25 protein-coding genes and 1 other RNA gene are annotated in these 21,995 nt (G+C 63.3%); 3 read left to right on the forward strand and 23 right to left on the reverse strand.

The features are described from left to right. Window positions 1–5 precede the first annotated feature (5 nt). The 16 genes from BC358_RS06745 to BC358_RS06820 form a co-directional block, all read right to left on the reverse strand. Window positions 6–740, reverse strand: a complete 735-nt coding sequence (locus BC358_RS06745) for a 16S rRNA pseudouridine(516) synthase (protein ID WP_079365218.1) — start codon at window positions 738–740, stop codon at window positions 6–8. Window positions 741–1,482: 742 nt separating this feature from the next. After that, window positions 1,483–1,923, reverse strand: coding sequence for a hypothetical protein (locus BC358_RS06750; RefSeq protein ID WP_143434204.1), 441 nt, complete (start codon window positions 1,921–1,923; stop codon window positions 1,483–1,485). 450 nt (window positions 1,924–2,373) lie between these two features. After that, on the reverse strand, window positions 2,374–5,304 hold the full coding sequence (locus BC358_RS06755) for a DUF927 domain-containing protein (protein ID WP_179130024.1): 2,931 nt from the start codon (window positions 5,302–5,304) through the stop codon (window positions 2,374–2,376). Between the two features lie 229 nt (window positions 5,305–5,533). Next, complete coding sequence (locus BC358_RS06760; protein WP_079365221.1) at window positions 5,534–6,670, reverse strand: hypothetical protein; 1,137 nt, start codon at window positions 6,668–6,670, stop codon at window positions 5,534–5,536. A gap of 41 nt (window positions 6,671–6,711) precedes the next feature. Beyond that, complete coding sequence (locus BC358_RS06765) at window positions 6,712–7,992, reverse strand: S49 family peptidase (protein ID WP_179130025.1); 1,281 nt, start codon at window positions 7,990–7,992, stop codon at window positions 6,712–6,714. A gap of 68 nt (window positions 7,993–8,060) precedes the next feature. Next, complete coding sequence (locus tag BC358_RS06770; RefSeq protein ID WP_079365223.1) at window positions 8,061–8,462, reverse strand: hypothetical protein; 402 nt, start codon at window positions 8,460–8,462, stop codon at window positions 8,061–8,063. Continuing rightward, window positions 8,455–8,787, reverse strand: a complete 333-nt coding sequence (locus BC358_RS06775; RefSeq protein WP_079365224.1) for a hypothetical protein — start codon at window positions 8,785–8,787, stop codon at window positions 8,455–8,457. Before BC358_RS06775 ends, BC358_RS06770 begins: the two co-directional genes overlap by 8 nt. Then, the gene (locus tag BC358_RS06780; protein ID WP_143434206.1) at window positions 8,784–9,128 is read right to left on the reverse strand and encodes a hypothetical protein; all 345 of its coding nucleotides are present in this window, start codon (window positions 9,126–9,128) and stop codon (window positions 8,784–8,786) included. The genes BC358_RS06775 and BC358_RS06780 overlap by 4 nt, the downstream gene beginning before the upstream one ends. Beyond that, entirely contained in the window at window positions 9,125–9,403 is a 279-nt protein-coding gene (locus BC358_RS06785; protein ID WP_218669474.1) for an AlpA family transcriptional regulator, read from the reverse strand. The genes BC358_RS06780 and BC358_RS06785 overlap by 4 nt, the downstream gene beginning before the upstream one ends. A 215-nt stretch (window positions 9,404–9,618) precedes the next feature. Next, the gene (locus BC358_RS06790) at window positions 9,619–10,395 is read right to left on the reverse strand and encodes a hypothetical protein (RefSeq protein WP_143434207.1); all 777 of its coding nucleotides are present in this window, start codon (window positions 10,393–10,395) and stop codon (window positions 9,619–9,621) included. A 32-nt stretch (window positions 10,396–10,427) separates the two neighbouring features. After that, window positions 10,428–10,745, reverse strand: coding sequence for a hypothetical protein (locus tag BC358_RS06795; protein ID WP_079365228.1), 318 nt, complete (start codon window positions 10,743–10,745; stop codon window positions 10,428–10,430). Further along, complete coding sequence (locus tag BC358_RS06800; protein WP_079365229.1) at window positions 10,742–11,017, reverse strand: hypothetical protein; 276 nt, start codon at window positions 11,015–11,017, stop codon at window positions 10,742–10,744. The genes BC358_RS06795 and BC358_RS06800 overlap by 4 nt, the downstream gene beginning before the upstream one ends. Next, window positions 11,014–11,352 (reverse strand): hypothetical protein, encoded by a 339-nt coding sequence (locus BC358_RS06805; protein ID WP_079365230.1) that lies wholly within the window; start codon window positions 11,350–11,352, stop codon window positions 11,014–11,016. The genes BC358_RS06800 and BC358_RS06805 overlap by 4 nt, the downstream gene beginning before the upstream one ends. Window positions 11,353–11,355: 3 nt before the next feature. Further along, entirely contained in the window at window positions 11,356–11,664 is a 309-nt protein-coding gene (locus BC358_RS06810) for a hypothetical protein (RefSeq protein WP_079365231.1), read from the reverse strand. 3 nt (window positions 11,665–11,667) lie between these two features. After that, window positions 11,668–11,907 (reverse strand): hypothetical protein, encoded by a 240-nt coding sequence (locus BC358_RS06815; protein ID WP_079365232.1) that lies wholly within the window; start codon window positions 11,905–11,907, stop codon window positions 11,668–11,670. A 302-nt stretch (window positions 11,908–12,209) separates the two neighbouring features. Next, the gene (locus BC358_RS06820) at window positions 12,210–12,908 is read right to left on the reverse strand and encodes a hypothetical protein (protein ID WP_143434208.1); all 699 of its coding nucleotides are present in this window, start codon (window positions 12,906–12,908) and stop codon (window positions 12,210–12,212) included. A 122-nt stretch (window positions 12,909–13,030) separates the two neighbouring features. Between BC358_RS06820 and BC358_RS06825 the strand changes: the two genes are divergently transcribed. From BC358_RS06825 to BC358_RS06835, 3 genes are read left to right on the forward strand one after another with little or no spacing between them, the layout of a single operon-like run. Continuing rightward, window positions 13,031–13,711: a hypothetical protein gene (locus BC358_RS06825; RefSeq protein WP_079365234.1), complete on the forward strand. Its 681-nt coding sequence runs from the start codon at window positions 13,031–13,033 to the stop codon at window positions 13,709–13,711. Beyond that, window positions 13,708–14,940 (forward strand): XRE family transcriptional regulator, encoded by a 1,233-nt coding sequence (locus BC358_RS06830; protein ID WP_079365235.1) that lies wholly within the window; start codon window positions 13,708–13,710, stop codon window positions 14,938–14,940. The genes BC358_RS06825 and BC358_RS06830 overlap by 4 nt, the downstream gene beginning before the upstream one ends. A 26-nt stretch (window positions 14,941–14,966) precedes the next feature. Then, on the forward strand, window positions 14,967–15,173 hold the full coding sequence (locus tag BC358_RS06835; protein WP_079365236.1) for a hypothetical protein: 207 nt from the start codon (window positions 14,967–14,969) through the stop codon (window positions 15,171–15,173). Window positions 15,174–15,193: 20 nt separating this feature from the next. Here the strand turns inward: BC358_RS06835 and BC358_RS21775 are convergent, their stop codons facing one another. From BC358_RS21775 to ompA, 7 genes are all read right to left on the reverse strand, one after another. After that, window positions 15,194–15,811, reverse strand: coding sequence for a hypothetical protein (locus tag BC358_RS21775; protein ID WP_143434209.1), 618 nt, complete (start codon window positions 15,809–15,811; stop codon window positions 15,194–15,196). Between the two features lie 297 nt (window positions 15,812–16,108). Next, a complete protein-coding gene (locus tag BC358_RS06845; protein WP_079365238.1) occupies window positions 16,109–17,359 on the reverse strand; it encodes a site-specific integrase in 1,251 nt (416 codons plus the stop codon). 195 nt (window positions 17,360–17,554) lie between these two features. Continuing rightward, window positions 17,555–17,943: a transfer-messenger RNA gene (ssrA, locus tag BC358_RS06850) on the reverse strand. Window positions 17,944–17,957: 14 nt separating this feature from the next. Continuing rightward, a complete protein-coding gene (gene gph, locus BC358_RS06855; protein WP_079365239.1) occupies window positions 17,958–18,629 on the reverse strand; it encodes a phosphoglycolate phosphatase in 672 nt (223 codons plus the stop codon). After that, entirely contained in the window at window positions 18,626–19,330 is a 705-nt protein-coding gene (gene ubiG, locus BC358_RS06860) for a bifunctional 2-polyprenyl-6-hydroxyphenol methylase/3-demethylubiquinol 3-O-methyltransferase UbiG (RefSeq protein ID WP_066155803.1), read from the reverse strand. Before ubiG ends, gph begins: the two co-directional genes overlap by 4 nt. Window positions 19,331–19,350: 20 nt before the next feature. Continuing rightward, the gene (locus BC358_RS06865; RefSeq protein WP_143434210.1) at window positions 19,351–20,307 is read right to left on the reverse strand and encodes a hypothetical protein; all 957 of its coding nucleotides are present in this window, start codon (window positions 20,305–20,307) and stop codon (window positions 19,351–19,353) included. Between the two features lie 800 nt (window positions 20,308–21,107). Then, entirely contained in the window at window positions 21,108–21,776 is a 669-nt protein-coding gene (gene ompA / locus BC358_RS06875; RefSeq protein WP_066155797.1) for an outer membrane protein OmpA, read from the reverse strand. Between the last annotated feature and the right edge of the window lie 219 nt (window positions 21,777–21,995).

Here is a 21,995-nt window from a genome sequence, read left to right on the forward strand (position 1 = left end):
GGGGCTCATTGTTTGCGGCTCAGGTCAGCCACTTCGTCGGCCGTCAGCCACCGCCAATGTCCGACTGGCAGCTCATCGGTCAGTTCAATGCTCCCGATCCGGGACCTGTGAAGCCCCTCCACCCTGTTCCCGACAGCGGCCACCATGCGCTTGACCTGGTGGTACTTGCCCTCCGTCAGCGTCAACTCCAGGTGGTTCGGCCCCAGAGCCCGGCACGCCGCTGCACGCACTGGCTTCGGGTCGTCATCCAGCACGACGCCATCCATCAGGCGGACTGTCTGACGCTCATCGAGCGGATGTTTCACCTGCACCTGGTACACCTTAGGCACATGGTGCTTGGGCGACGTCATCCGGTGAATGAATTTGCCATCGTCGGACAGCAGCAGCAGGCCCGTGGTGTCCTGATCCAGCCGACCCACCGCCTGCACCCCGGCGGCGGCACCACCTCCCCGCTGGCGCAGTGGGGCCGGTAGCAGCGTGTACACACTTGGATGAGCCCCAGGCTTCTGGGAGCACTCGAAGCCAGCCGGTTTGTGCAGCATCAGGTAGGCGTACTCCTGGTAAGTCCAGCGCACACCCTGCACCCAGAACACCAGGCCGTCCTCATCCAGCATGGTTCCAGGGTCCGTGCAGGGGTTCCGCGCCTCGCCCAGATCGACGAAACCCTGCTGGACCAGTCCACAGCAGACGCGACGGGTTCCGAAGCCCTGACTGAAAAGGATGTCCTGCAACGCGAGCATGACAAAACAACAATGAAAAACCCCAGCCGGTGACGGCTGGGGTTGGATGAATGGTGGGCTGGGGACACCCGAACGATGCCCCAACTTGTTGATTTATATGGATACCGGATTGCGGATTTGCACCCTGTACCCCCACTTGTACCCCCACAGCACGGGAGCCACGCGGGGACACGTACCCCCAAAAAGTTCAGGAATCGTAGCTGATTTGCTTCCCCCCTTGCCATTTTTTACCGGGGCAATAGGGGCAACCGGGGCACTGTTCTGTAAGTCCTTGTCGCCATTGAAAAAAGAATGCCCCGGGGTGACCGGGGCATTCACTCAGTGTGCCGGGGCAACCGGGGCAAACTTCACCACTCCATCGGCCAGCCAGTCCATGATTGCCCCGTGTACAGTCATTCGGTTTTACAAGCAACTGGAGGGGGCATTGTTCGGACAGCTGAGAAGAAAGATCCTCCGCCGTGCAAGGGCCCGCGGCAATCACGTCTACATTGCCTCAGTTATCGGCCCGCGACTGGCGATCTTTGCCGCAGCAGTTGTGGCGCTTTTTTGGCTACCGCTTCAGGCGAACATGCCTCAGTGGCTTGCTCTCACCCTTCGGGTCCTTGGGATTCTCTTGATGTGGACAAAGGTCCACAGCGCCTATCTCTCAGGACGAATGCGGCTGCTGATAACTGCGGCCGCGAAAAGGCGCAAGGAACGCGGCCAACATACATAGCTGTGCGTCCTTGATGGCGCTAGCAGATCAACTTCGCGCATTCTTCAGCCGAAGCTCACCAGCAGCGACCGAATACCAGAATGCGCCCATCATGGCTTCGTCGCTGCCTTCGTCTCCGCAGGGGTAGCAGTCGCCCTCTGTCAGCTCCACCACGTCACCGCCTGCGCGGTGAATGCGAAGAAGGTCAGCCACCAGAAGGTCCATGACTTCACTCACCACCAGCACTCGGTTTCTCTGTGAGGGGGGTACATCGGCCATGGCCGCGCTGATGGTGGGGAGCAGTGGATACACGTCGCCCCCACTGTCCAGCAGCTTGCCAGCCGCCTCGTGCAGTGCAATCACGCGCTTCACGGCCTTTTCGCCGCTGATCGCGCGCTCGACGGCTTCAAGGTCTCTTTCAGGTGTAAACCGAACGCGCACGTTCACGTCGCGCCACTGCTGCGCCGCCTCAATGCTGTGAACCGGCATGCCCCGGCGCCTGTACCTGGTCACCAGAGCGGGATCGATCCCGAGGGCGGCCGCAAGTGCCGCATGAGTGGGTTTCTTCATAGCTTTCATGTATCGCCTAGAGCCCGAAAAGCGGACAAATTGACAAATTGGCCGGACCTGCCACTAGCGTGTGCGCGGGGGCCGAATTACCCCGGTGGGTCGCCCTTCCAGGAGTACCTATAGGGGGGTACCCCCACCCCTCGCCGGTTGGTGGCATCGTGGTGCGCTCAACCGTCCAGCCAAGGCCGGGCCAGAAGCGAACCACAGCCCATCTGCAGCCAGCGCCACCTCGCCAGCACACAGCAGGCCGGAGCAACTCAAGGCCCGCCCCTTGATTCGCTTGGAAGTGCACACCAGCGGAACAGCGCGCAAATAGAAAAGCTCTCCCCCCACCCCATCGGCGGCCCGCGTGGCTTCGCTTCGCTGCGCTCATGTGTCCAGCGCGAAGATGCGTGCGGACACGTGATAGACCCGCGCCTTACCGATGCCGCCCGGCAGGCTCATGCTCACGGTGAACCGCCCCGGCTCTCTGGCCTGTAGGCACTCACGATCTTTGAGCACGCGAGCCACGGCCTCGGGGTCGTAGCCCTTGCAGATCTCCGACTTGAACACCTCGGGAAAGATGAAGAACTCCACGCTCTCGCCCTCGGGATCGCTGATCTCGTGGGCGAACTCTGGCGTCTTGCGAATCCCGATCGGAAGACCGTTCGAACCTATCAACCGCCTCACCCCTGCGCGAAGCCCGACACGCGGCGCATGATCGTCGTGGGCACGGTGCCAGGTCATGAACCGCCCGTCTCCATTGGCCTCCAGGAAGTGGCGCACCTGGCGCACCATCATGGTTTCCTCGCTGTTGCCGATACCACCGCGTGCCACCAGCCAGGCGTTGAAGCACTCGCGCGCCGCCTGCTCTGCCTCGCCCTTGTGCCAGCCTGTGAGGCCCGCCTCAGTGGCCAGCTCACCAGCAGCGCCCACGAGTGCGAAACGGGCGCCCACTCGCTGCACCTGGCCGCTTCCCAGCTCGGGGACGATCTGCAGCTCGATGCGCTGCGCCAGCGTGCGGATGCGGTCCCGCAGGCCTTCGGCGTTATCGGTCAGCCACAGCAGCCAGGCGCGGCCCGCCGCGCCATGGCAGGCGCTGGCCTGCGCCACCAAGTGCCGGGAGAAAGCGGCGCCGCCTTCATGGCCGTGCACGTTCTCGAACGCCCCCAAGCCCTTGCCGGCATCGGCCGGAATGTCCGCCATACGGGTTTCCTGCCCTGCACGCGTGCGCTTGCCCACTTCCTGCATGTGATCGGCCAGCGACTTTTCCCCGCTGCTCAGGAACAGCAAGCGCCAGGACAGGCGCGGCCGCGGCACCCCGGTGCGTGCGGCGCGCGCCTTGCCTTGACCGTTGCCCAGCATGTAGGCGCACTCCCCGACCACCTTGGGATCTACCTCCCCGATCTCGTCCAGGATCAACAGGCAGTCGTTGTGCTGCGCGGCCACGCCCTCCAAGGCGTTGTCGGTCGCCTTCCATGACTGTTTGAACCGCTCGGGATTGCCGTACACGCTGGCGGCCACCACCTGCGTGGTGGACTTGCCAGTGCTGCCGTCCCCGCGCATGTGGAAGCCCCCGCCCTCCATGCCGGCCGGCTTGAGCAAGGGACCAGCAAAGGCCGCAGAGACTGCGAACACCAGCCGGGTGTTGCCAGCACAGGCGAGGCTCACGCGGTCGCGCCACTGCTCGCGCGTGCCCTTGACCCGGAAGGTGTTTTCCTGCGCGCTCTCACTCTGGAACACCACCCTGTCCGCTTCGTCGCCGACGGTCTCATGGGGCAACACAAAGGCCAGGCCGTGCCAGCCGATGCGATCGGTGCACGTCGCGAACTCTCCAGGCTGGCGGGTCTGGATGTATTGCGTCAACAGGTTGCGGGCGCGCGGGCTGGTGGCGATGCGAAGGCCCATGCCCATCAAGGCGCCGCGATACTCCGACCCGTCGCCGGCCAGCATGCGCGAGGGCATCGCCCATTGCTTGCGGCGCCCCAGCGGGTCGGCGAAGTTCAGCAGGTAGCCCCAGCCGTTGCCGTCCTGGTCGTTGGTCAGGGCCACCACGTCCAAGCGGCTGCACACCCATTCGGGCTTCGTCGGCTCCCCATCGCGGTCCACCCCCTGGTGGAAAACGCCGGCATCGGAAACCGTGAAGCGGTCCCAGTCGGGCGCCGGCTTGTCGCCCCCGTCCTCGGGATTGACAGGCGGTCCTTCTGGCGGGCCGCTGGCGCCGTTCTTCCGGCGCCGCCCGGCCTGCCCCTTGCCCTTGGGTGCTTTCGCGCTCTCTGCGGCCGCCTGCGCGGTCGTGTGCGCCTCAATCGCTGCGGCCACGATGGCGCGCACTGGTTCCAGGCCATCGCCGGCGCCGCCTTCGGTCTTCACATGGGCGGCCAGGTCGTTGAAGTCGCTGCCACCAGGCGGCAAGCCCTCGGGGAAAACGGCCAGGCCGCGCACTGCCTTTGCTGCGGCCGTCGCCTTGACCCGGCCCGGGTTCGCGCCGGTCTGCTGTTCCGTGTCCTGGTCGTCGTCACCGCACACCACCAGCAGCGCGCCAGGGTGTAGTTGACGCAGCGCGCGCGCCGCGTGCTGCAGGTTGCCGGCGTCGAACGCCACCGCCACCGGGTAGCCGGTGGCTTCGTGCAAGGTGGCAGCTGTCGCGTAGCCCTCAGCGATCAACAGCACGGCCGGGCCACCCGCCTCGGTGCTGGCCAGCTCTCCCAGCATGTGCCACAGACCTGACTTGCGGCCACCCTTCAGATACAGCTTGTCCGAGCCGCTGGCGGGCTTCGCTGGTGCGATGCGCTGCAGGTTCCACAGCTTGCCGGCGCCATCGCACAGGGGCACCAGAAGCCAGCCACCGGCCGCGAACCGCACACCGTAGGGCTGCACACCTTTTCGCACCAGGTAAGGACTGGCGCCGCTCTCGCTGGCTTCCGCCCACTGCGCGGCCGCTTGATCGGCCGCCCTTGCGTGCGCGGCTTCGCGCTCAGCTTCTTCCTGTTGCAGGCGCTGCGCGCGCTTCCGATGGTGTTCGGCCAGCTCCGCAGACGTGGGCGCTGCGGGTGCTGGCCCGTCCTTGGGTTGCGTGAAACCGTGTTCCTTGGCGAGGTGCAGCAGCGTGGCCACCGACACACCGCCGCACGGCTTCACGCTCCTCCAGGTCGATTGCACGGCCTTGGAGTCATACCGGTCCGCATCGCTGGCGCTCCAGGTGTCGAACAGGTCGAACCCTGCGCCGTCCGGAAACTCGCTCTTGATGGCCATCGCAACCCGCGCCCATTCGTCGCGCGGGAGGCTTGCCGGGATGTGCGCCAGTGCGGCGCGGATCAATTCGGGGGTGACGTCATGCCCTGACAAGATCACCCCCGCACAGAGGGCCGATCCCTCTGAACATATCCTCCTGGACGCTTCGCCTGTTCATCGTGCAGCGCTGCCACTGCTATAGCGCATCTGTTTGTTTGGGTGCTGGTGGCCATGAGAGCCCTTCAACTGGTGTTGTTTGGTCGGCGCTCGCGAGCGCGCCGGGGGCGCGACGGCCGGCGTTCTGCCGGCTTTGTGTTCACTGAGCCAGTGGGGTCCAGGCTTGTGCGAGCCTCTGCTCACTGGCTTGAACTCGAAGCCGATTTCGCACGTTCTCGAACTCGGATTCACTCATTCCCTTGGTGGCCTTCTTCAGTTCGATATCGGCCACCGTGTGCTCGTTTGAGCCCTCCAGGTGCAGGAACGGGTTAGGAAGGTCCAGCGGCTTTTCGGGCTGTTTCGGCGCCGGGATCTCGGTGGTCAACAGCGTCAGGTCTGCCGGTTTCAGCGCCGTGGCCATGTCCGCCAGGACATAGCCACGCACCCGCCCGCTTTCGCTGATCAGCTGCGAGCCCAGCACCGCCCGCTCGGCGGATGCAAACGTCAGATCAAGCTCGTGAATCGCGCTCCCTTTGAAGGCCCTGCCGTCACTGCCGAAGGAGCGCAGAGACAGCTGCTTGATGTAGGCATCAACCATCGATTGGGCCGCCTGGTCGTACTCGACCCGCGCCAGCTGAAGGCGTGCCAAGCTCAAATCGTCCCGCGCCTGTGCGATGGCGCCAGAAGCGTCGGCGCTCGCTCGCTGGAGGTCTGAGATACCAGCCTCGCGGCTCTTGATGCGCGCTGCCTGCAACTCGCCGCAGGTCTCACGGTGCGCCTGCGCTTTCTTTATCGCGGCAAACGCTGCGGCCTCGGCCTCTGCGCTCACATCATCCGCGGCCACCGCATCAGCGAAGCCCTTGCGGGCAATCTCAACGGCCTTGTCTGCAGCCGCATGCAGTTCGGCGAGGTCTTGCTTCATGCGATCAACTTCGGCCGTCCGGACAGCCAGCGCGGCCGCCGCGTTGGCCGCCTGCTCCTTCGCCGCCTTCAGCTTGGCCTCGGCTGCCTTCAGGGCCTTGCTGGCGGCGTCCTGGTCGCGCTTGACCACAGCTGCCACGCGCACCCGGTCCTGGGCGATCGCATGGGCCTTGCGCAGCCGCGCCAGCTCGGCCAGCTTACGACGCAACACGCTGTTGCGGGGGATGTCGCCCGCAGCGTTTTGGGACAACTGCTGTTCCAGCTCCTCCGCGAGCGCTTCGCAGCCGGCCGCAGTGGATACACGCTCGGCCATAGCCTGCAGTTCAGGGGACACATCGGAAGCGGCCTTCAGGCCGAAAAGGGACTTGAGGTTCATGGTGTTCTTTCGTTGGGTTGGTGAACGTGAATGTGTGGAGGTCAGAAGCGAACCCCGAGCCACTTGCAAGCCTCGACAACGCCGATGCCTTTGAACTGAGCCCAAGCGGCAGCGCGCTCCGCGATCTGCTGTTTGGACAGCTGCATTGATGGCTTGACGCCAGCCGCGCCGCGCTTGGGCGAGTCGGGGAGGCTCACATAGGGGTGCAGATACCCCTCGCGCTTGATGCCCTCGATCAGGGTGCAGCCGTCTTTCTGTGCGCGCGCAGCGCCTGCACGCTCCCAGCCCTTCCAGTTCATGACAGCGGGCATGCGGCCGGTGCGCAGCCGGTGCAGGCGCACAATCTCTGCCGCTTCGGCCCGCATGTCTTCTTCGGCCTGGCCCGTCTGCTCTAGCATCGACTCAGGGGAGGCCACCGACGCCACTGGCTGCAACTTGGGCGGCCAGGTGGTGGTCGCGCTGGCGCGAGCCGGTGCGCCCGATGCGCCGCCACTTGCCTTGCGGAGCATGAACCGCGACGGGTCCGCAGCCAACTGCTTTTCCAGGGCGCTGGCCGTGGCGAAGCCATCCAGCAAACCCACGTCCACCGCCTGTTGGCCGATGTAGACCCGTGCCTCTTGAGCGGCCACGGCAGACGGCGCCAAGTTGCGGCCCTTGGCCACCCCGTTGATGAACACAGATGCCACGTAATCGACCTTCTCCTGCAGATGCGCCTTGTCGTCGCTGCTCAGCGGCTTGGTGCCGCTGCCAACTGCCTTGAACTTGCCGGCAGTGATCTCGGTCACCACAGAACCATCAGAGCGCGGCGAATAGGTGTGCACGCTCGCCGCTCCCACGCTGCCGACCTGCACGGTCGGGCCACTGCCATAGACCGAACTGGCACCGCTGACGGCCCAATAGGCAGCGCTGGCCAGCAGACCCTCGGTCACGGCGACCACAGGCTTTGTGCGCGTGGCTTCGGCAACGACGTCCGCCAGTTCCGCAACGCCGGGCACCGCACCGCCCGGACTGTTGACCACCAGAAGGATGGAGCGCACGGCTGGATCACTTGCGGCCGCCTGAACCGCCGCAGCGATCTCCGCCGTGTCCACCGCACCAAGAAACAGGCGGGCCAGAAAGCCAGGGCGCTGCAGCATCGGACCGTCCCATTCGATTCGGGCCACGCCGCCGGCCAGCAGCTGATAGAGCAGGCCATCGGCGCTCTGACCGAGCCTCGGACCGGCGGGGGCCTTGATCGCCTCCATGGGGCCGGTGTAGTTCGCACTGCGCACGATGTATTCGTCGAGGGTGGCGCGGACGCCTGCCGCGTCCATGGCAGCCATGCCGCCCGGAAACAGCGTCTCCAGGGCGTATGCATGGCCCTGGGTGGGTGTGTTCGTTTGAGGGGTGTTCATGTGGGGTTGGGTTTGTTGGTTAAATTGGCAGGCACAGCCCGAAGGGAAGTGACCTTCATCGGATCAATCCAGCCTTCGATGCCGTAGCAAAGATTGATGCTGTTGAGCGGGTTGCTCGTGGCGATCTCGACCGTCTTGTGGGGCGTGAACACCAACAGGAATTCAGCTCCGAGCCACTCAAAGCGCTTGGGCAGATCGCTGGTCTTGGCTGAGATCCGTTTGGCGTAGCTCACCGCGGCAGCAGCTGCATGCCACGCTGCAACGACATGAGGGACTTCGGCCTGTGGTGTCAGTTCGCCGGTCTGCGCGTACCGCTCGCGAGCCTTGAGGGCCTGACCAAGCAGGTTCGAGTGGTACTCGACCAAGCCGTCGGCCCGCGCTTTCTGCTGTTCATCCATGGATCGACCCCACGTCCAAAGGCAGCAGTCCGTTGCGATTGCCCACGATCACCAGGCGGTTGTCACTGAGCGTGCGCAACCAGAAGCGCAACAGACGACCCGGGCCGCTGTAGATCGCGTAGATCTGCGCGTGGTAGCACCCCACTCGCAAGATTCCGGACGCCTGGCCGTTGACCGCCGACGAGCCCAGCGCCTTGATGCAGCGGTGATAGAAGCGGCCGGCCTCTTGCTCGTCCAGCAGCTCAGAGTCGAAGTACCGCGGCCCTTGGCAAAGCGCAGGGACTGGCCGCCCCTTTCCATGTGATCTGGATTGCGCTCTGTTCATTCGCCACCGCCTTCCTGCCCGCATGTAGTCTGTGCACGAGCGGCCTGCCATGTTTGAAACATCGCCTCGATCGCTGGGGCGGAAACGTCCAGGGTGTCGAAGTCGCCCGGTACGGACTGCGCCAGGATCTCGCCCGTGCTGGTGTCCCTCACGCGAAGGGCCAGCGAAGGCATCAGCTCGACGTACACGTGCTTGCCCAGCTTCGGAAACACCAGGGCACACCGCCACAGCGGGTCGTCACGGTCAAAGGTGCGAATGAAGAAGCGCTTCTTCGCGAACTCCAGAACCATCGAGGCGATCTTTTCCTCGCTGGGCTGGGTGTGAGGCCCGTTCCAGGTCATTGGGCGGCCCTCGCGCACGAACGCGGACCCTTGGCGCGCACAGCTTCCGCCGCCTGCTCTGCGCGCTCCTGTATCCACGCGTTCACCTGAGATTCAAGCCAGGCCACACGGCTCCCGCTGGGAGTCAATGGCACAGGCCGCGGGAACAGCCCGGCTTTCGCCATGGCGGCGATGGACGACGCCGACAGCGATGTGCGCCGGGCGGTTTCCTTGCGAGACAACAGCGCATCCCGCATCTGGGGTGCGACGGTCTGGGTTTGGTTGACAAGCTGCACGATGTTTCTCCTTGAGCTGCTACGCATTGCCCTGATTGGCTATGTGCGTTGGCAGCCGGACCATAGGTGCGGCAAGTCAAAGGCGGCAACTTGCAAACAGCTTTCAGGGCCTCAGTTCCGCGCCCCTGCTGAAAACAAAGTTGGTTGCCAGACAGCTTTTGAAAACTGCCTGCAAGCTGCCGTCAATGACTTGGACGGCAGGCTGTGTGTAGTCGTTACTTCTTTGCCTGTAGGGCAACGGCCGCGCGGGTGAGGTCCCCGAGTTCGAACCCAATCTGCGTTTGTGCAGCGCTCAAGCCGCCACTCAGCTTTTTCCGTCGCTCGATCTCACCCCGAAGAACAGCGCGAGCCTCGGCTGTCCAAGGAATGCGCGCGTTGGCATCTGCGGCTTTCAACTTCCTCACCATGACGACCAGGTCGTTGTAGGTGCTGATCGAGTGGAACTGCTCACCGGCTGCGCCAAACAAGAGACAGGCATCTTCAGCCGCCAACGCCATGACGGTCCAGTGCAGTGTTGGCCGGTCCAACGGATGCACGATATCCCGGCTGTGGTCCTCAGAAAGCAGCGTGTCCAGATCTTTCAAGGTGAACACATCTTGAAGCCCACGGCGAAAGCGAAACAAGGCTGCAGACCGGCCAGGCGAGACCCCCTCAGGAAGACCACTCCGAACAGGCATACCTGCGAGCAGGGCCTCGGCATGGTCGGCGCCATCTGGAGTGCGCAAACCGAACTCCTGTTTCTCGACCAGCTCCACCGGCTGGAAGTCCCACGCGAGATACAGGTGTACCTGCGGGTTTGCTTCGAGGCGCAGCAGCATGTCCGACAGGGCTTCCTGACCTCCGAGCCGCTCTGTTTGAGCGACCCAGCGGAACAGGTCCACCAACAGCACCAATGCAGAACGGCGACCGCCCGGAATATCTCGCTTGATGGCAGCATCCCAAGGGGCTTGCGGCCGGTCTTGCGTTGGCGCTGAGTGCTTCATCTGGAACATAGAGGCAGCAAAGAAAACGACTACGCGACAGCCTACCCGATCGCTCCCTCCCGGTGCTCCACATCGGTCGCATCCGGGAAGAACAGAGGCGGCATGAAGTTCTTCCACACGTCTGCCCCACAGGGCATCAAAGAAGTGGAAGCCCCGCAGCCCAGAGCAACGCTTTCAGCAACAAGGCTTGCCCGTTGCAGTGTGTGCTGTGTGACCCAATGAAGGGCATCGACGTCGCGCTCGTCTTCAATCAGACCGGCCTGCAACATGATGGTGATGCGTTCAAGCGCCTTGAGTGACTGCGACAAGTCACCCAGCGCGAAACCGATCTGTTCTGCTGTCAGCTTACGGGTGTTCATGCCGCCCCCCTTTCTTCCCCATAGCGCCGCAACAGGCTCGACGCCACCCAAGCGACACCACTGACAAGCTCGCCCGGATTGGAGCACTCCGGGCCGATGATTTCGTCCATCCACTTCATGTCGGGCGAAAAAGATTTCACGGCCTCGATCTCGCTCAGCTTGTTGCTGGCCTGCCCCATCCACACGATGGCATCAAGCAGGGGAAGAACGTGGCATCCAAGGTCAACCCACACGGGGCCTTCATGCCTGACTTGCATTTCCGTCTTGCTCATGGTGCAGCCCCTTCCATGGCCGCGGCCTGCTGGCCCAGGTGGTCCATCACCACAGCAAGTTGCCGCAGCCGCTCAGACAGCAGCGGCAGCGCGTCACAGGCTTGGCTCGTGTCTGTGTTCGCCAGCACATCCGCCAGCGTTGCAACAGCCTGCAGATCAACCACCATGGCGCATGCGAGAGCGGTTTTCTGACTGAAGGTCGCGGCTGAGTTGACCAACACGGTCGGTGGATTTCCGGCGATGCTTGGCCGGTGCCACCGGAAAGCCTCCATCGGTGTGAGATCAAGCGCAGGCGCCGCAATGCTGTGGGGTGCGTTTGTCATGATCGTGGCCATCGCTCAGCCCTCCGCCTTCGCGGCCGAACGCCAGGCATTGCGAGCATCGATGCGCCGATACCACCGCTCGTCCTTGTAGTTGCATCCGACGCCCTCCGCCTCGGAGTTGATGTAGTTATGGGCCTCGTCGGAGGCCTGCTCGATCTGCTTCAGAACTTGCGCCAGGTGCTCCAAGTCAAGCGCCTTCCCCTGCTGCTCCATGGCAAGCAGGGTCACTGCGCACAGTGACCTGATGCGGCGGAAGGCGTCTTGAGAAACGCTGTCCACCAATTCCACCGTGCTACGCAATGCGTCAATGCTGGGGGTGTTCATGGTTCAAGCCTCCACCTGGTTGGCTGCAACGCTGGCGCGCTTCAGCAGCGTGGCGGCGCGCATGGCGCGGGCCGTGGCGGTCTTGATGTGCTGGGGTGAGCACTCGGGCTGCTGCAGGCAGTGCAGCGCTGTGGACAGGGCGTTGTGCGCCTGTGCGTGGAGCTGGATCAGCTCCAGCGGTTCGGTGGTGGTTTGGGTGGTCGGCGCAGCGCGGCGGCTGGCCAGGTCGATGACCTTGGGCATGATTTCAGACTCCTGAACGAGACTTGAAACCACCCGGCCGCGTTTTCAAGCGCGAACGGGTGGACGGGATGTTGAAAACACGGGTTCAGCCGTGCGGCCATCCTTGCGGGTAGGCCCATCCCGTCCATAAGCAGGTGCCCTTGTGTGGGGGCACAGTGGCGGGATGGCGCGAGGCCATGCCGTCGATGTATGGGCGTGACAAAACCCCGCTTGTCGGTGGGGGCTGCAACCGCTGAACCTTTGGTGTTTTCAAGCACCGGCCCTTTCGGGTTGCGAACATTATGGCACGGTAGTCGATGCCGTCAATCCGCATCGACCACTGGCGAACGCTTCAGATCTGGATTGATGATCAGCTGCGACCGCTCAACGAGCCGCTTACGCATTGCATCGCGGCAATCTGAGAGCGCAGCATGCAGCGACTTGGCTTCCTTGACGTGATTCGGGCTGACCGAAAACCTTCTGACAGCAGGCCAAGGCTCGAAGGAGCCAATCCACTGGCGCATGGTCGCCCCGAGCTCTTTTGCCCGGGCGGCCTCCAACGCCAAGTTCGCATCTGGGAGCAAATGCGCTTCCACCTTACTGTATTCATTAAGCAGTGCCAGAAATTTCGTCTTACTTGGGACCTGCCAACCAAAAAACTCGCCGCCAACCCGCCCCTCCAGCTCGGCCACGATGCTATGAAACTCGTGGAGCATCCCTTCCAACAGCCCTAAAGCCGGTGTCACACGCTCGGTAAGGCGTTCAATTTCTGCTTGCACGCGGTCCTCACGGGCTCGCGAGGACTGCCACCACCAGACCCCGATGCTCACCGCCAGGGCCGCGAGCGTGCCCCATGCCTGAACCCACGCAGCGCAGTCACTTGCCTTGAGCGCCCAGAAAAAAACGCAACTATCCGTCATCGCTTGACCTCCTCCCTTCCTGAACAAAGACAACGCAACGAGCACTGCCACCACGGCAGCAATTGAACCGCGCCATTTCCGTGAAGTTAACCAGCGTTTCATCCTTGCTCCTGCTTGGTAAGGGAAAGACAGCTCTCGTTTGCGCTCCGACAAGTGGCTTCACACAACAACAAAAGTCTGTCAGAATCCACAAACTTTCAACTTTATCGATACGTTTTCCGGTTATGAGCAATTTCGATCCCAACATCCTCCCGGCCGACTTTCCCAGCTCGGAAAGTATCGAATCGTTGATCGTCGCCCACGTCCCCAAGGACTTGATCGCTGCGATGGAAGAAGCCCTGATCACTGGCGCCGCAGAGGGAGCCATCGGATCGGGAACGCTGGCACGAGGTCATCGAGCGCATGCAATCGGCCACATGCGGCACTTCCGGACCAACGAACGCTTCTTCGACGCGCTCACGGCGGCCGATGCGAGCCCGACCCCATTGAACGGGAATCGGCTCGTGGTCGGGCGCATCGGGATTTTCTCGATCTCCCGCTTCAACGTGACAACCCATTTTTGGGGCAACGCCAAACGGAGCAAGGCCCGACGCCAGTTGGCGATGTTCAATCGCGCGATCGAGCACCTGGTCTCCCCCGACCTCTTCGAAAGCTACAAGCCGGCCCAGACCGCATCGCTCTTTGCTGTGGGCGTGTTCGACCGCTCCCCTGGCAATGCACTTGCTGAGCTTGTGCGCGTCGATATCGCCATCCCCCGGCCAGACATGGACGGGTGGCTCTACCGGCAACCTGTTGCCATGACTTTGGCCCTCTACGAGTCGAAGCCCCAGGCGTCCCAACCCGACATGGCGCACCCTGTTCTCAAGACGAACATCGTGGCCCCGAAGAAGCAAAACGAACAATGACACGCGGTGTAGAAAACTTTCAACCCACCAGGCTGCAGCAAGCGCTTTCAACGCGCGGGCTCACGCAAGGCCAGCTTGCCAGCTTGATCGGGATTTCCCCGTCCACCATCAGCAAGTGGATGAAGGAAGGTGCGAAACACTCGCCAGAGGCCACCACCCTGGAGCGGCTGGCGAACACGCTGAATCTCTCTGTGGAGTGGTTCACTCGCCCGCAGCGCTCCGCGGTATCGGCGCCGCTCTTTCGCAGCAATGCCCAGGCTTTGAAGACGGCGCGGGCGAAGCTGAGGGGCCGGGCGGAATGGCTGCAGGAAATGGCGCAGCTGTTCAACCAGTTCGCCGACTATCCCGAGGTGAAACTGCCAGACTTTGAGTTCAGGGAACCCGAGGCGATCAGCAACGCGGAAATCGAGATTGCTGCAGAAGCTTGCCGCGCCATGTGGCAACTTGGCCAGACACCGATCCAGGATCTCATGCTGGCCGCCGAGGGCGCAGGCATCATCGTCGCCCGCGAAGAAACCGAGATCTCAGCCATCGAGGGGCTTTCCTGTTGGGTCCACGACGCGAGCGGCAGCCGCCCGTTTGTGCTCCTGTCTGCGGACAAGGCCAACGCCTTCCGCAGCCGGTTCGACCTGGCCCATGAAATCGGGCATTTGGTGCTGCACAAGCACGTGCCAGAGGGGCCAGCTCCTGAGCGGCACAGCCTTATGGAAAAGCAAGCGCACCGATTCGCTGGGGCGCTCCTGTTGCCACCAGAGACCTTCGCAGCAGACGTTCGGATTCCCGTGAGCCTGGACAGCTTGCTCGTGCTCAAGCAGAAATGGGGGGTCTCGGTCGCTGCCATGGTCATGCGTTTGTCTGCGCTCGATCTGATCGACGACACCGACAAATTGAACCTGTTCAAGAGGCAATCGTCCCGCTGGGGCAGGAAGGCAGAGCCAGGCGACGACAAGCGCGAGCCCGAGTCGCCGAGGCTGCTGCGAAGAACGATTGAGCTACTGGTCGGCGCGGGCGTGATGCCAACCGAGGGCATCCCCCGTTTCATCGGGCTTTCTGAGCGCGATATCGAACAGCTTGCGGGACTGCGCGAGGGCTATTTTTCGAAGGCACCCGAGGTGGTTGAACTCGCGACGCTCAGGGTGGCGCGGGGGGACTCCAGGTCGCCAGGACAAGGCCAGCAACCTGCAGGCAGCACCACCAACGTCGTGCAGTTCCCGAAGGCATCGCGGTAGTTTTCTTCACCCCAGGAGCAAAGCAAATGGCAAAGCAACCATCCAACCACGGCAAGGGCTGGACCGATTCTCAAGTCAAGGATCTGCGAGAGCTGGCAAAGGGAAACACGCCCACCCGGGTTGCAGCCCTCAAGCTGGGCCGGACGCCTGAAGCCGTGCAGGCCAAGGCGAGCGCTCTGGGCGTGTCCCTCAAACCGACCAATCAATCGCCCTACGGCACCAAGAAGCGGTGAGGGTCGTGCCAAGTTGGTCGTTAACTGGCCGACTTGGACTCGCTGTTCTCTGCGGCCCTAACGCTGGCGTCGGCAATGTCAACGATCATCACCGTCAGCTCGAACCAAATGCGCGTCAGCAGGTAGAGGAAGGCCCCTGCGCCGGCCCCCATCAATAGGTGCCAGAAGGTGCCCTCCGTCTTGAACGCGGAAATAGCGCCGCCGATCAACGCGCACACGGCCAGCAAGTAGCCAAAGAACAGTCCGAAACGCACCACGGTCCGGAAGGCGGGATAGTTGGTTTCACCCCGCAGCGACTCAACATAGCGCGCCTTTGAGAAGGGTCTGCGCTCGGCGCGAGTCGCTGGCTTTCTCGGTGGCGGCACCGACGGTTCAGCGGCCTCCTTGAAACCAGAGTCCACAGCTCGCGACGGCCGCACCGGCTTGCCGGCAGCAGCAGCCGCCTTCACACGCGAGTAGATCGCGCCACACTGAGGGCAGGCCTCTGTTTCTGACCCGGTGGCGTGCGGATTGACATGGCCGCACTTGAGACAGGTTTCCGCTGGCATATCGCTTTCCCTCCTGTTCACATTCTGGCACTGTAGAAACAGATTGGACACGTGTCCGCGCCGCGCGGCGGTGCCCGTTTTGCTGCGCATCGGCCGGAAACAGGGGTGGCGGAGGGCTACTTTCTTCCGCGCTATTACACAGCCTACCAATAGAGTGCAGGAGCATCCGCCACGATGTAGAACAGGCGTCGAGAAAGCTGCCCCTCTGAGTGAGGATCTCTCTCTCCCCTCTATGTTTGCCCCTATTTCGCCCCGGTTCTGCCCCGGTCTTGCCCCGGTACCCTGCCAAGCCGCAAACCCGCATGAATCCTCACTTTCGGCGGTTTTGCCCCGGTGCCCCGGTGGTTCTTCAGAAAAATCACCGCCGAAGGACTGTGGCCGGTCTGTTCAACGGGCGCGACGGACCATCTTCACCACGTCGGCGCCGGCCTTGAGCTTGTCCAGGTAGTCCGCCCACGCCTGCATCATGGCTGTGCGCTGGGCCAGGTAGGTGGTGCGGTTGTAGGCCCGGCCGTTGGCATCACGCACCCCGTGGGCGAGCTGCGCCTCGATCACCAGCGGGTCGAACTCAAGGCGCTCCGCCAGCATGGTGCGGGCCGTCGCCCGGAAGCCGTGCCAGGTCTGTTTGTCGGGTGTGTAGCCCATGGAGATCAGGGCCGTGCGCACCGAGTTTTCGGATATGGGTCGCCCCCTGCCCCGCTCCCCAGGGAACACCAGCGCATGGTGTCCGGTGTAGCGGTGCAGCTCGCGCAGGATCTCCACGGCCTGGCGAGGCAGCGGCACCAGGTGGGCCTCCCCGTGCTCCTTGCCTTCCTTGTTCCGCTTCATCCGCATGGCGGGGATCGTCCACAGAGCCCCGTCCAGGTCCATTTCCCCCCAGGCGGCGCCGCGCAGCTCGCCCGGGCGCTGGAATAGCATGGGTGCGAGCTGCAAGGCCGCGCGCACGATGGGACCACCCCGGTAGGCTTGGATGGCTCGCAACAGAGTGCCCAGGTCGGCGGGCTCTGTGATGGCGGCAAAGTGCTTGCCACGGTAGGGCGTCAGCGCATCTTTGATGCCGATGGTCACGTCCTTGTCGGTGCGGCCGGTGGCCATCGCATAGCGCCACACCTGGCCGCACAGCATCAACGCCCGGTCGGCGGTCTCGATGGCGCCCCGCTCCTCGATCTTGCGAAGGCAGGCCAGCAGCTCGACGCGGGTGATGCTGGCGATTCCCCTGTCACCGATCCAGGGGAACAGGTCGCGTTCGAACTGGCGGTGCATGCGTTCGGCGTGAACGTCGCTCCACTGGCCGGACTTGATGCGGTACCACTCCAGGGCCACCAGGCGGAAGCTGTCGCCACCATCGGGAACCGGCGGCGGCGGGTTGCGCTCGGCCTGGCGGACGGAAACCGGGTCTTGTCCGGAATCCTTGAGCACCTTGGCCGCGTCCCTGGCCTTGCGAGCGGCCATCAACCCCACGGCCGGATAGCTGCCAAGTGCCAGCTGCTTTTCCTTGTCGCCGATGCGGTACTTCCAAAACCAGCGCTTGGAGCCGGCCGGGCTCACCTGGAGATACATCCCCCCGGAGTCATAGAAACGGGCGTGCTTCTTGTCGGGGGGACAGGTAGCGCTCTTGCACTGCAGATCGGTCAGCATGGGGGGCGTCCCTCAGAAAGTGGGGGTACAAGCACCACCATTTGCGGACGAAAGGGGGGATGTACCCCCATTTGTACCCCCTAGACCGGCTGGCTTGGGGTGGATGCGTATGGATGGCCCTGCACCAAAACGCCTTGATTCTCCAATGAAAAAGGGCATGCACCGTATGCGGGTGCATGCCCTTGATCGACTTTATGGTGGAGCTGGGGGGATTTGAACCCCCGTCCGCAAGCCTTCTTCGAGCAGTTCTACATGTGTAGCCGTCTGTTTTGGATCTCACCCCCTGAGCCGCGCAGCGGCACTCTGCCCAGGACGCCAGCAACCTTGGATCTCACCGCGCGACAAGTTGCCCGTCGCGCGACCAGCCTATGTAAATAACTTTGCAGCCTGGACCCTCACAGCTTGCGCTGATCAGACCCTTGCCCAGCCCATAGGCCTGCTGTTGCAAAGCTCACCGGCAATTAAGCGGCGAGTGCGAAACGTTCGTCGTTTGCAGTTAGTTTTTTTCTGCTGTTTTACGAGGTGACAGAACCTCGACATGCCCTGCTGCGTGTCCGAACCCACGTCGAAACCAGTGCAGCCCCTTGGAATCGGTAGTTTAAGGCAGTCCCAGCCATTTCAAGAGCCCAAGGGGCACCTCAATGATTTCGTCCGCGCCCCAGGTCGACACGTCGGCCTCTGGCCCCAGGTAGCCGTACATCGCAGCCACCGTGCGCATTCCCGCGGCGCGACCGGCCTGGATGTCGCGAATGTCGTCGCCCACGTAGAGGCAATCCGCGGGCGAAACCCCGATGCGGCGGGCTGCTTCCAGCAGTGGCTCGGGATGGGGCTTGGTGTGTGGCGTGGTGTCGCCGCTGATGACGGCGGCAGCCCTGGCAAACAGCGGCATGGACTGGGTCAGCGGCCGGGTGAAGCGCTCGCCCTTGTTGGTCACCACGCCCCAGAAGAGGCCCTGCTCCATCAGCCTGCCCACCAGCCTCTCGACACCGTCGAACAGACATGTCTGCAGCAGCAACCGGCTCTGGTAGTGATCGAAAAATTCCTGCTTGAGGTCTTCAAAGCCGTGATCGCCAGGTCCGGTATCGAAAGCCACCCGCAACATGCCGCGCGCACCAGAGCCCGAATGCGCGCGGTAACGATCCAGGGGAATTGGCGTCAGTTGGCGGCTGATGCGCATGGCGTTGGCAGCACCCGCCAGATCGGGAGCACTGTCGATCAGGGTGCCGTCCAGATCGAACAGCACCGCGCGAACGCCAGCAAAAGACGTCATGGCTTGCGGCTGGACACCAGGTAGTTCACGCTGGTGTCGCTGCTGAGCCAGTAGCGCTGGGTCAAGGGGTTGTATTCCATGCCCCGGGTTTGCTCAAGAGACAAACCCGCTGCGCGGCAATGCGCTGCCAGCTCGCTCGGACGGATCATCTTGGCGTATTCGTGCGTGCCCTTGGGGAGCATGCGCAACAGATACTCGGCGCCGACAATTGCAAACAGGAACGATTTGGGGTTGCGGTTGATGGTCGAAAAAAAGACCCAGCCGCCGGGCTTCACGAGCGCGGAACACGCGCGGACCACCGAAGAGGGGTCCGGGACATGCTCGAGCATCTCCATGCAGGTCACCACATCGAAGCCGGCGGGCTGCTCCTGCGCCAGCGCCTCGGCACTGATCTCGCGATACGACACGTTCTGTGTTCCGGCTTCCAGCGCATGCAACTGCGCGACCTTCAACGCCTTGGTTGAGAGATCAATGCCCGTGACGTCCGCGCCCTTGCGCGCCATGGAGTCGGACAGGATGCCGCCGCCGCATCCGATGTCCAGAACGCGCTTGCCCGCCAGCGAAACCTGGCCATCAATCCAGCCCAGTCGCAAAGGGTTGATCTGATGCAGAGGCTTGAACTCGCTGTCAGGGTCCCACCAGCGATGAGCCAGATCAGAGAATTTGGCCAGTTCGGCCGGGTCGGCATTGACGTTGTTCATGTTTTCATTGTCCCATGTGCTCAGGGCGCCAGCCCCAGTTCGGAGGCGAAGTGCCTGCGCTCCCTCTGGACATCGGCGTGTGTGATGCAGAGCTTCTCCGGCGACAGCCCGAAGCGTTGAACCTGTTGCCGGTAGTCGGCGTTCTGATACGGGTCGGCCACCACGTAGCCTGCCCGGCGGTCACACCGACGGTCGGCCGTGCAGTCCTGCCAGGTGGCACCAAACACGATGCGGCCGTCGCGGGTGAATCCGGGAAAAGCGCTCGCCAGCACCTGCGTGCGCTCGTCATCAATGCGAAACACCTGGTCCTGCAGCGGGGAACGCCGGTCCACGAAGTACACGCTGGCGTTGTCGGTGTAGGCCAGCATCGCGGAGGTGCGGCCGGGGAATGCGAACACGGCCTTCCCCGGCGAAGCCTTGAGGTCCATCCGAGGCTCACAACCATGATCCGCACCCGGAATCACGGACGACAGCCCATACACACGCATCGATGGTTGACCCACCCGTGGGTTGATGGGTATGGCTGAAAACTCGCGCCCATCCACAGAAATCATGGGCAAGGTGTACACCCCACCGTCGACGGCCCGCCGAGAGCCACAGATGAACTGGGGGCCGGTGTCGGACACGACCTCTGCCGCCCGGCCATCGTCGAGGATCGCGATGGTCCTGACCTGCAACGGCCCCGTGCCCTGACCGGACCGGTCGCCTTGCGGCCAACTCATGGACCTGATCCAGACGAGGGACGGATCTGGCGCATCGCGAGCATCCAGTTCGGATGCAGCCGCGTAGAAGCCCCGCATACCCCCCTGGAAAAGCGGTTTGGCACCCGCCTCAGACCGCAGCACGTCGCGCAGACGGAAATGGCGTCCATCCACATCCACCAAGTATCGCCAGCTGCCCTGCACCGGAAAGGCCTCGTTGCTCAAGGGTGTCCGGTAGGCTCGGATACGATCGTCCGGCTCGGAGGGCAGTTCCATCAACGACACCTCTCCGAGGCGTTTGCCTGAGTACGAGCGCAACACAAACCGCCCGTCAGGGCTGATGCGTTCATAGGTGCCCAAGGCGGGTACGCCGTTCGCGTCAGTCCCCACGACCGCGGCGTCCAGGGGCAGGTAGCTGACCGCGGGAATGCAGGAAGACCCGGTGACGTCTGCGGACCAAGCCAGGCCAATGCAGCAGGCCAGAGTCCACGGAACCATTCGTCGCAAGACCGCCGGAGTCATGGTCTGCGCCCCTCCCTGGGTTGCTGCAGCGACCACAACCGCCAGCGCAAGGAATCCACCCAGGCTTGATTCGGCATCACACCCCAGATCGGCCAGGCATGCATCCCACCTCGGTCCAGCACCCTGCTGTATGGAAAGTGATTCGGATGCCCCAACGATCCGGCACACGCGTCGGGCACCCGGACCACATCGGCCATCTCGCGGACCGACCACCCGGCCCTTTGTGCCGCCAGGACACCCTCATCATTCGTCAGATCTGGCGCCCACCAGGCGACAGTATCAAAACCCTCGGCCTCCGCAGCAGCCCTCATTCGGGGCCACTCGGTCATGCTGTAAACCATCCTGGGCGACAACACAGCCACCACGACCGGGCGCTGAATGCCCGAGGGCACAACGACGTCGAGGCATTCTGGCGAGAGGACAAGTGCCTCACCCGCATGCAACGGTGCCGTCAGGATGCTGGCGAAGCCCAGGACACAGCATCGGGCGCCCAGCAAAAAGCCCCAGGCATTTGCACGCCTGGGGCTTTTTGAAAGAAACGAGACCGGCAAGTCTTACTTGTTGGTGCGGGTGCCCACCACCTCGACTTCCACGCGGCGGTTCTTGGCACGACCTTCCTTGGTGCCGTTGTCTGCCACCGGCTGGCCTTCGCCCTTGCCTTCGGTGTAGACGCGGTTGCTTTCGATGCCCTTGCTCACCAGATAGGCCTTGACGGCTTCGGCACGACGCACGGACAGCTTCTGGTTGTATCCGTCGGTACCGGTGGCATCGGTGTGGCCAACAGCGATCACCACTTCCAGGTTGATGCCCTTGACCTTGTCGGCCAGATCGTCCAGCTTGGCCTTGCCTTCCGGCTTCAGAACAGCCTTGTCGAAATCGAAGAAGGCGTCGGCGGCGTAGGTCACCTTGGTGGCAGCAGGGGCCGGTGCGGGAGCGGGGGCCGGTGCGGGCGCCGGAGCCGGGGCAGCAGCAGGTGCGGGTGCCGGAGCAGGCGCGGGGGCGGGCGCCGGCACGATGGCGCCGTCACAGCCCTTGGCTGCAGTGGCGGGCGTCCAGTTGGCATCGCGCCAGCACAGGGTGCCATCACCATTCTTCCACTGGAGGTTGCCATGGCCGCTGCGCCAGTTGTCGTTCGTCGCAGTACCGCTCGAGGGAGCAGCGAAAGCAGCCGATGCCATGGCGGCGGTTGCGAACAGCATTGCCACTGAGTTCAGTTTTTTCATGGTTTTCCTCTTGGAGTAAGCCGCAGACGGCTGATTTCTGATTGAACGCGCTCGAGGTGACCACCACCTGTAACGCTCAAATCATTGTGCCACAAGCCTCTGGAATACCAAGGTCGGCGCGGGGACAAGGTCGCCCGCAACGCCCGTCGGTACGTTGCCCACACACAACATGGCACCGTCCGGACCTGAGCCCGACCCGTCAACTAAAATTGTTGGCTT

The organism is Hydrogenophaga sp. H7 (assembly GCF_002025745.1).
GTDB lineage: Bacteria > Pseudomonadota > Gammaproteobacteria > Burkholderiales > Burkholderiaceae_C > Hydrogenophaga > Hydrogenophaga pseudoflava.

Bases quoted from the DNA above. Each gene is read 5' to 3' on its own strand.
- BC358_RS06745 (WP_079365218.1), bottom strand. From the start codon at position 740: ATGCTCGCGTTGCAGGACATCCTTTTCAGTCAGGGCTTCGGAACCCGT.
- BC358_RS06750 (WP_143434204.1), bottom strand. From the start codon at position 1,923: ATGCCGGTTCACAGCATTGAGGCGGCGCAGCAGTGGCGCGACGTGAAC.
- BC358_RS06760 (WP_079365221.1), bottom strand. From the start codon at position 6,670: ATGAACCTCAAGTCCCTTTTCGGCCTGAAGGCCGCTTCCGATGTGTCC.
- BC358_RS06765 (WP_179130025.1), bottom strand. From the start codon at position 7,992: ATGGCTGCCATGGACGCGGCAGGCGTCCGCGCCACCCTCGACGAATAC.
- BC358_RS06770 (WP_079365223.1), bottom strand. From the start codon at position 8,462: ATGGATGAACAGCAGAAAGCGCGGGCCGACGGCTTGGTCGAGTACCAC.
- BC358_RS06775 (WP_079365224.1), bottom strand. From the start codon at position 8,787: ATGAACAGAGCGCAATCCAGATCACATGGAAAGGGGCGGCCAGTCCCT.
- BC358_RS06780 (WP_143434206.1), bottom strand. From the start codon at position 9,128: ATGACCTGGAACGGGCCTCACACCCAGCCCAGCGAGGAAAAGATCGCC.
- BC358_RS06790 (WP_143434207.1), bottom strand. From the start codon at position 10,395: ATGTTCCAGATGAAGCACTCAGCGCCAACGCAAGACCGGCCGCAAGCC.
- BC358_RS06795 (WP_079365228.1), bottom strand. From the start codon at position 10,745: ATGAACACCCGTAAGCTGACAGCAGAACAGATCGGTTTCGCGCTGGGT.
- BC358_RS06800 (WP_079365229.1), bottom strand. From the start codon at position 11,017: ATGAGCAAGACGGAAATGCAAGTCAGGCATGAAGGCCCCGTGTGGGTT.
- BC358_RS06805 (WP_079365230.1), bottom strand. From the start codon at position 11,352: ATGGCCACGATCATGACAAACGCACCCCACAGCATTGCGGCGCCTGCG.
- BC358_RS06810 (WP_079365231.1), bottom strand. From the start codon at position 11,664: ATGAACACCCCCAGCATTGACGCATTGCGTAGCACGGTGGAATTGGTG.
- BC358_RS06815 (WP_079365232.1), bottom strand. From the start codon at position 11,907: ATGCCCAAGGTCATCGACCTGGCCAGCCGCCGCGCTGCGCCGACCACC.
- BC358_RS06820 (WP_143434208.1), bottom strand. From the start codon at position 12,908: ATGAAACGCTGGTTAACTTCACGGAAATGGCGCGGTTCAATTGCTGCC.
- BC358_RS06825 (WP_079365234.1), top strand. From the start codon at position 13,031: ATGAGCAATTTCGATCCCAACATCCTCCCGGCCGACTTTCCCAGCTCG.
- BC358_RS06830 (WP_079365235.1), top strand. From the start codon at position 13,708: ATGACACGCGGTGTAGAAAACTTTCAACCCACCAGGCTGCAGCAAGCG.
- BC358_RS06835 (WP_079365236.1), top strand. From the start codon at position 14,967: ATGGCAAAGCAACCATCCAACCACGGCAAGGGCTGGACCGATTCTCAA.
- BC358_RS21775 (WP_143434209.1), bottom strand. From the start codon at position 15,811: ATGCGCAGCAAAACGGGCACCGCCGCGCGGCGCGGACACGTGTCCAAT.
- BC358_RS06845 (WP_079365238.1), bottom strand. From the start codon at position 17,359: ATGCTGACCGATCTGCAGTGCAAGAGCGCTACCTGTCCCCCCGACAAG.
- gph (WP_079365239.1), bottom strand. From the start codon at position 18,629: ATGACGTCTTTTGCTGGCGTTCGCGCGGTGCTGTTCGATCTGGACGGC.
- ubiG (WP_066155803.1), bottom strand. From the start codon at position 19,330: ATGAACAACGTCAATGCCGACCCGGCCGAACTGGCCAAATTCTCTGAT.
- BC358_RS06865 (WP_143434210.1), bottom strand. From the start codon at position 20,307: ATGGAACTGCCCTCCGAGCCGGACGATCGTATCCGAGCCTACCGGACA.
- ompA (WP_066155797.1), bottom strand. From the start codon at position 21,776: ATGAAAAAACTGAACTCAGTGGCAATGCTGTTCGCAACCGCCGCCATG.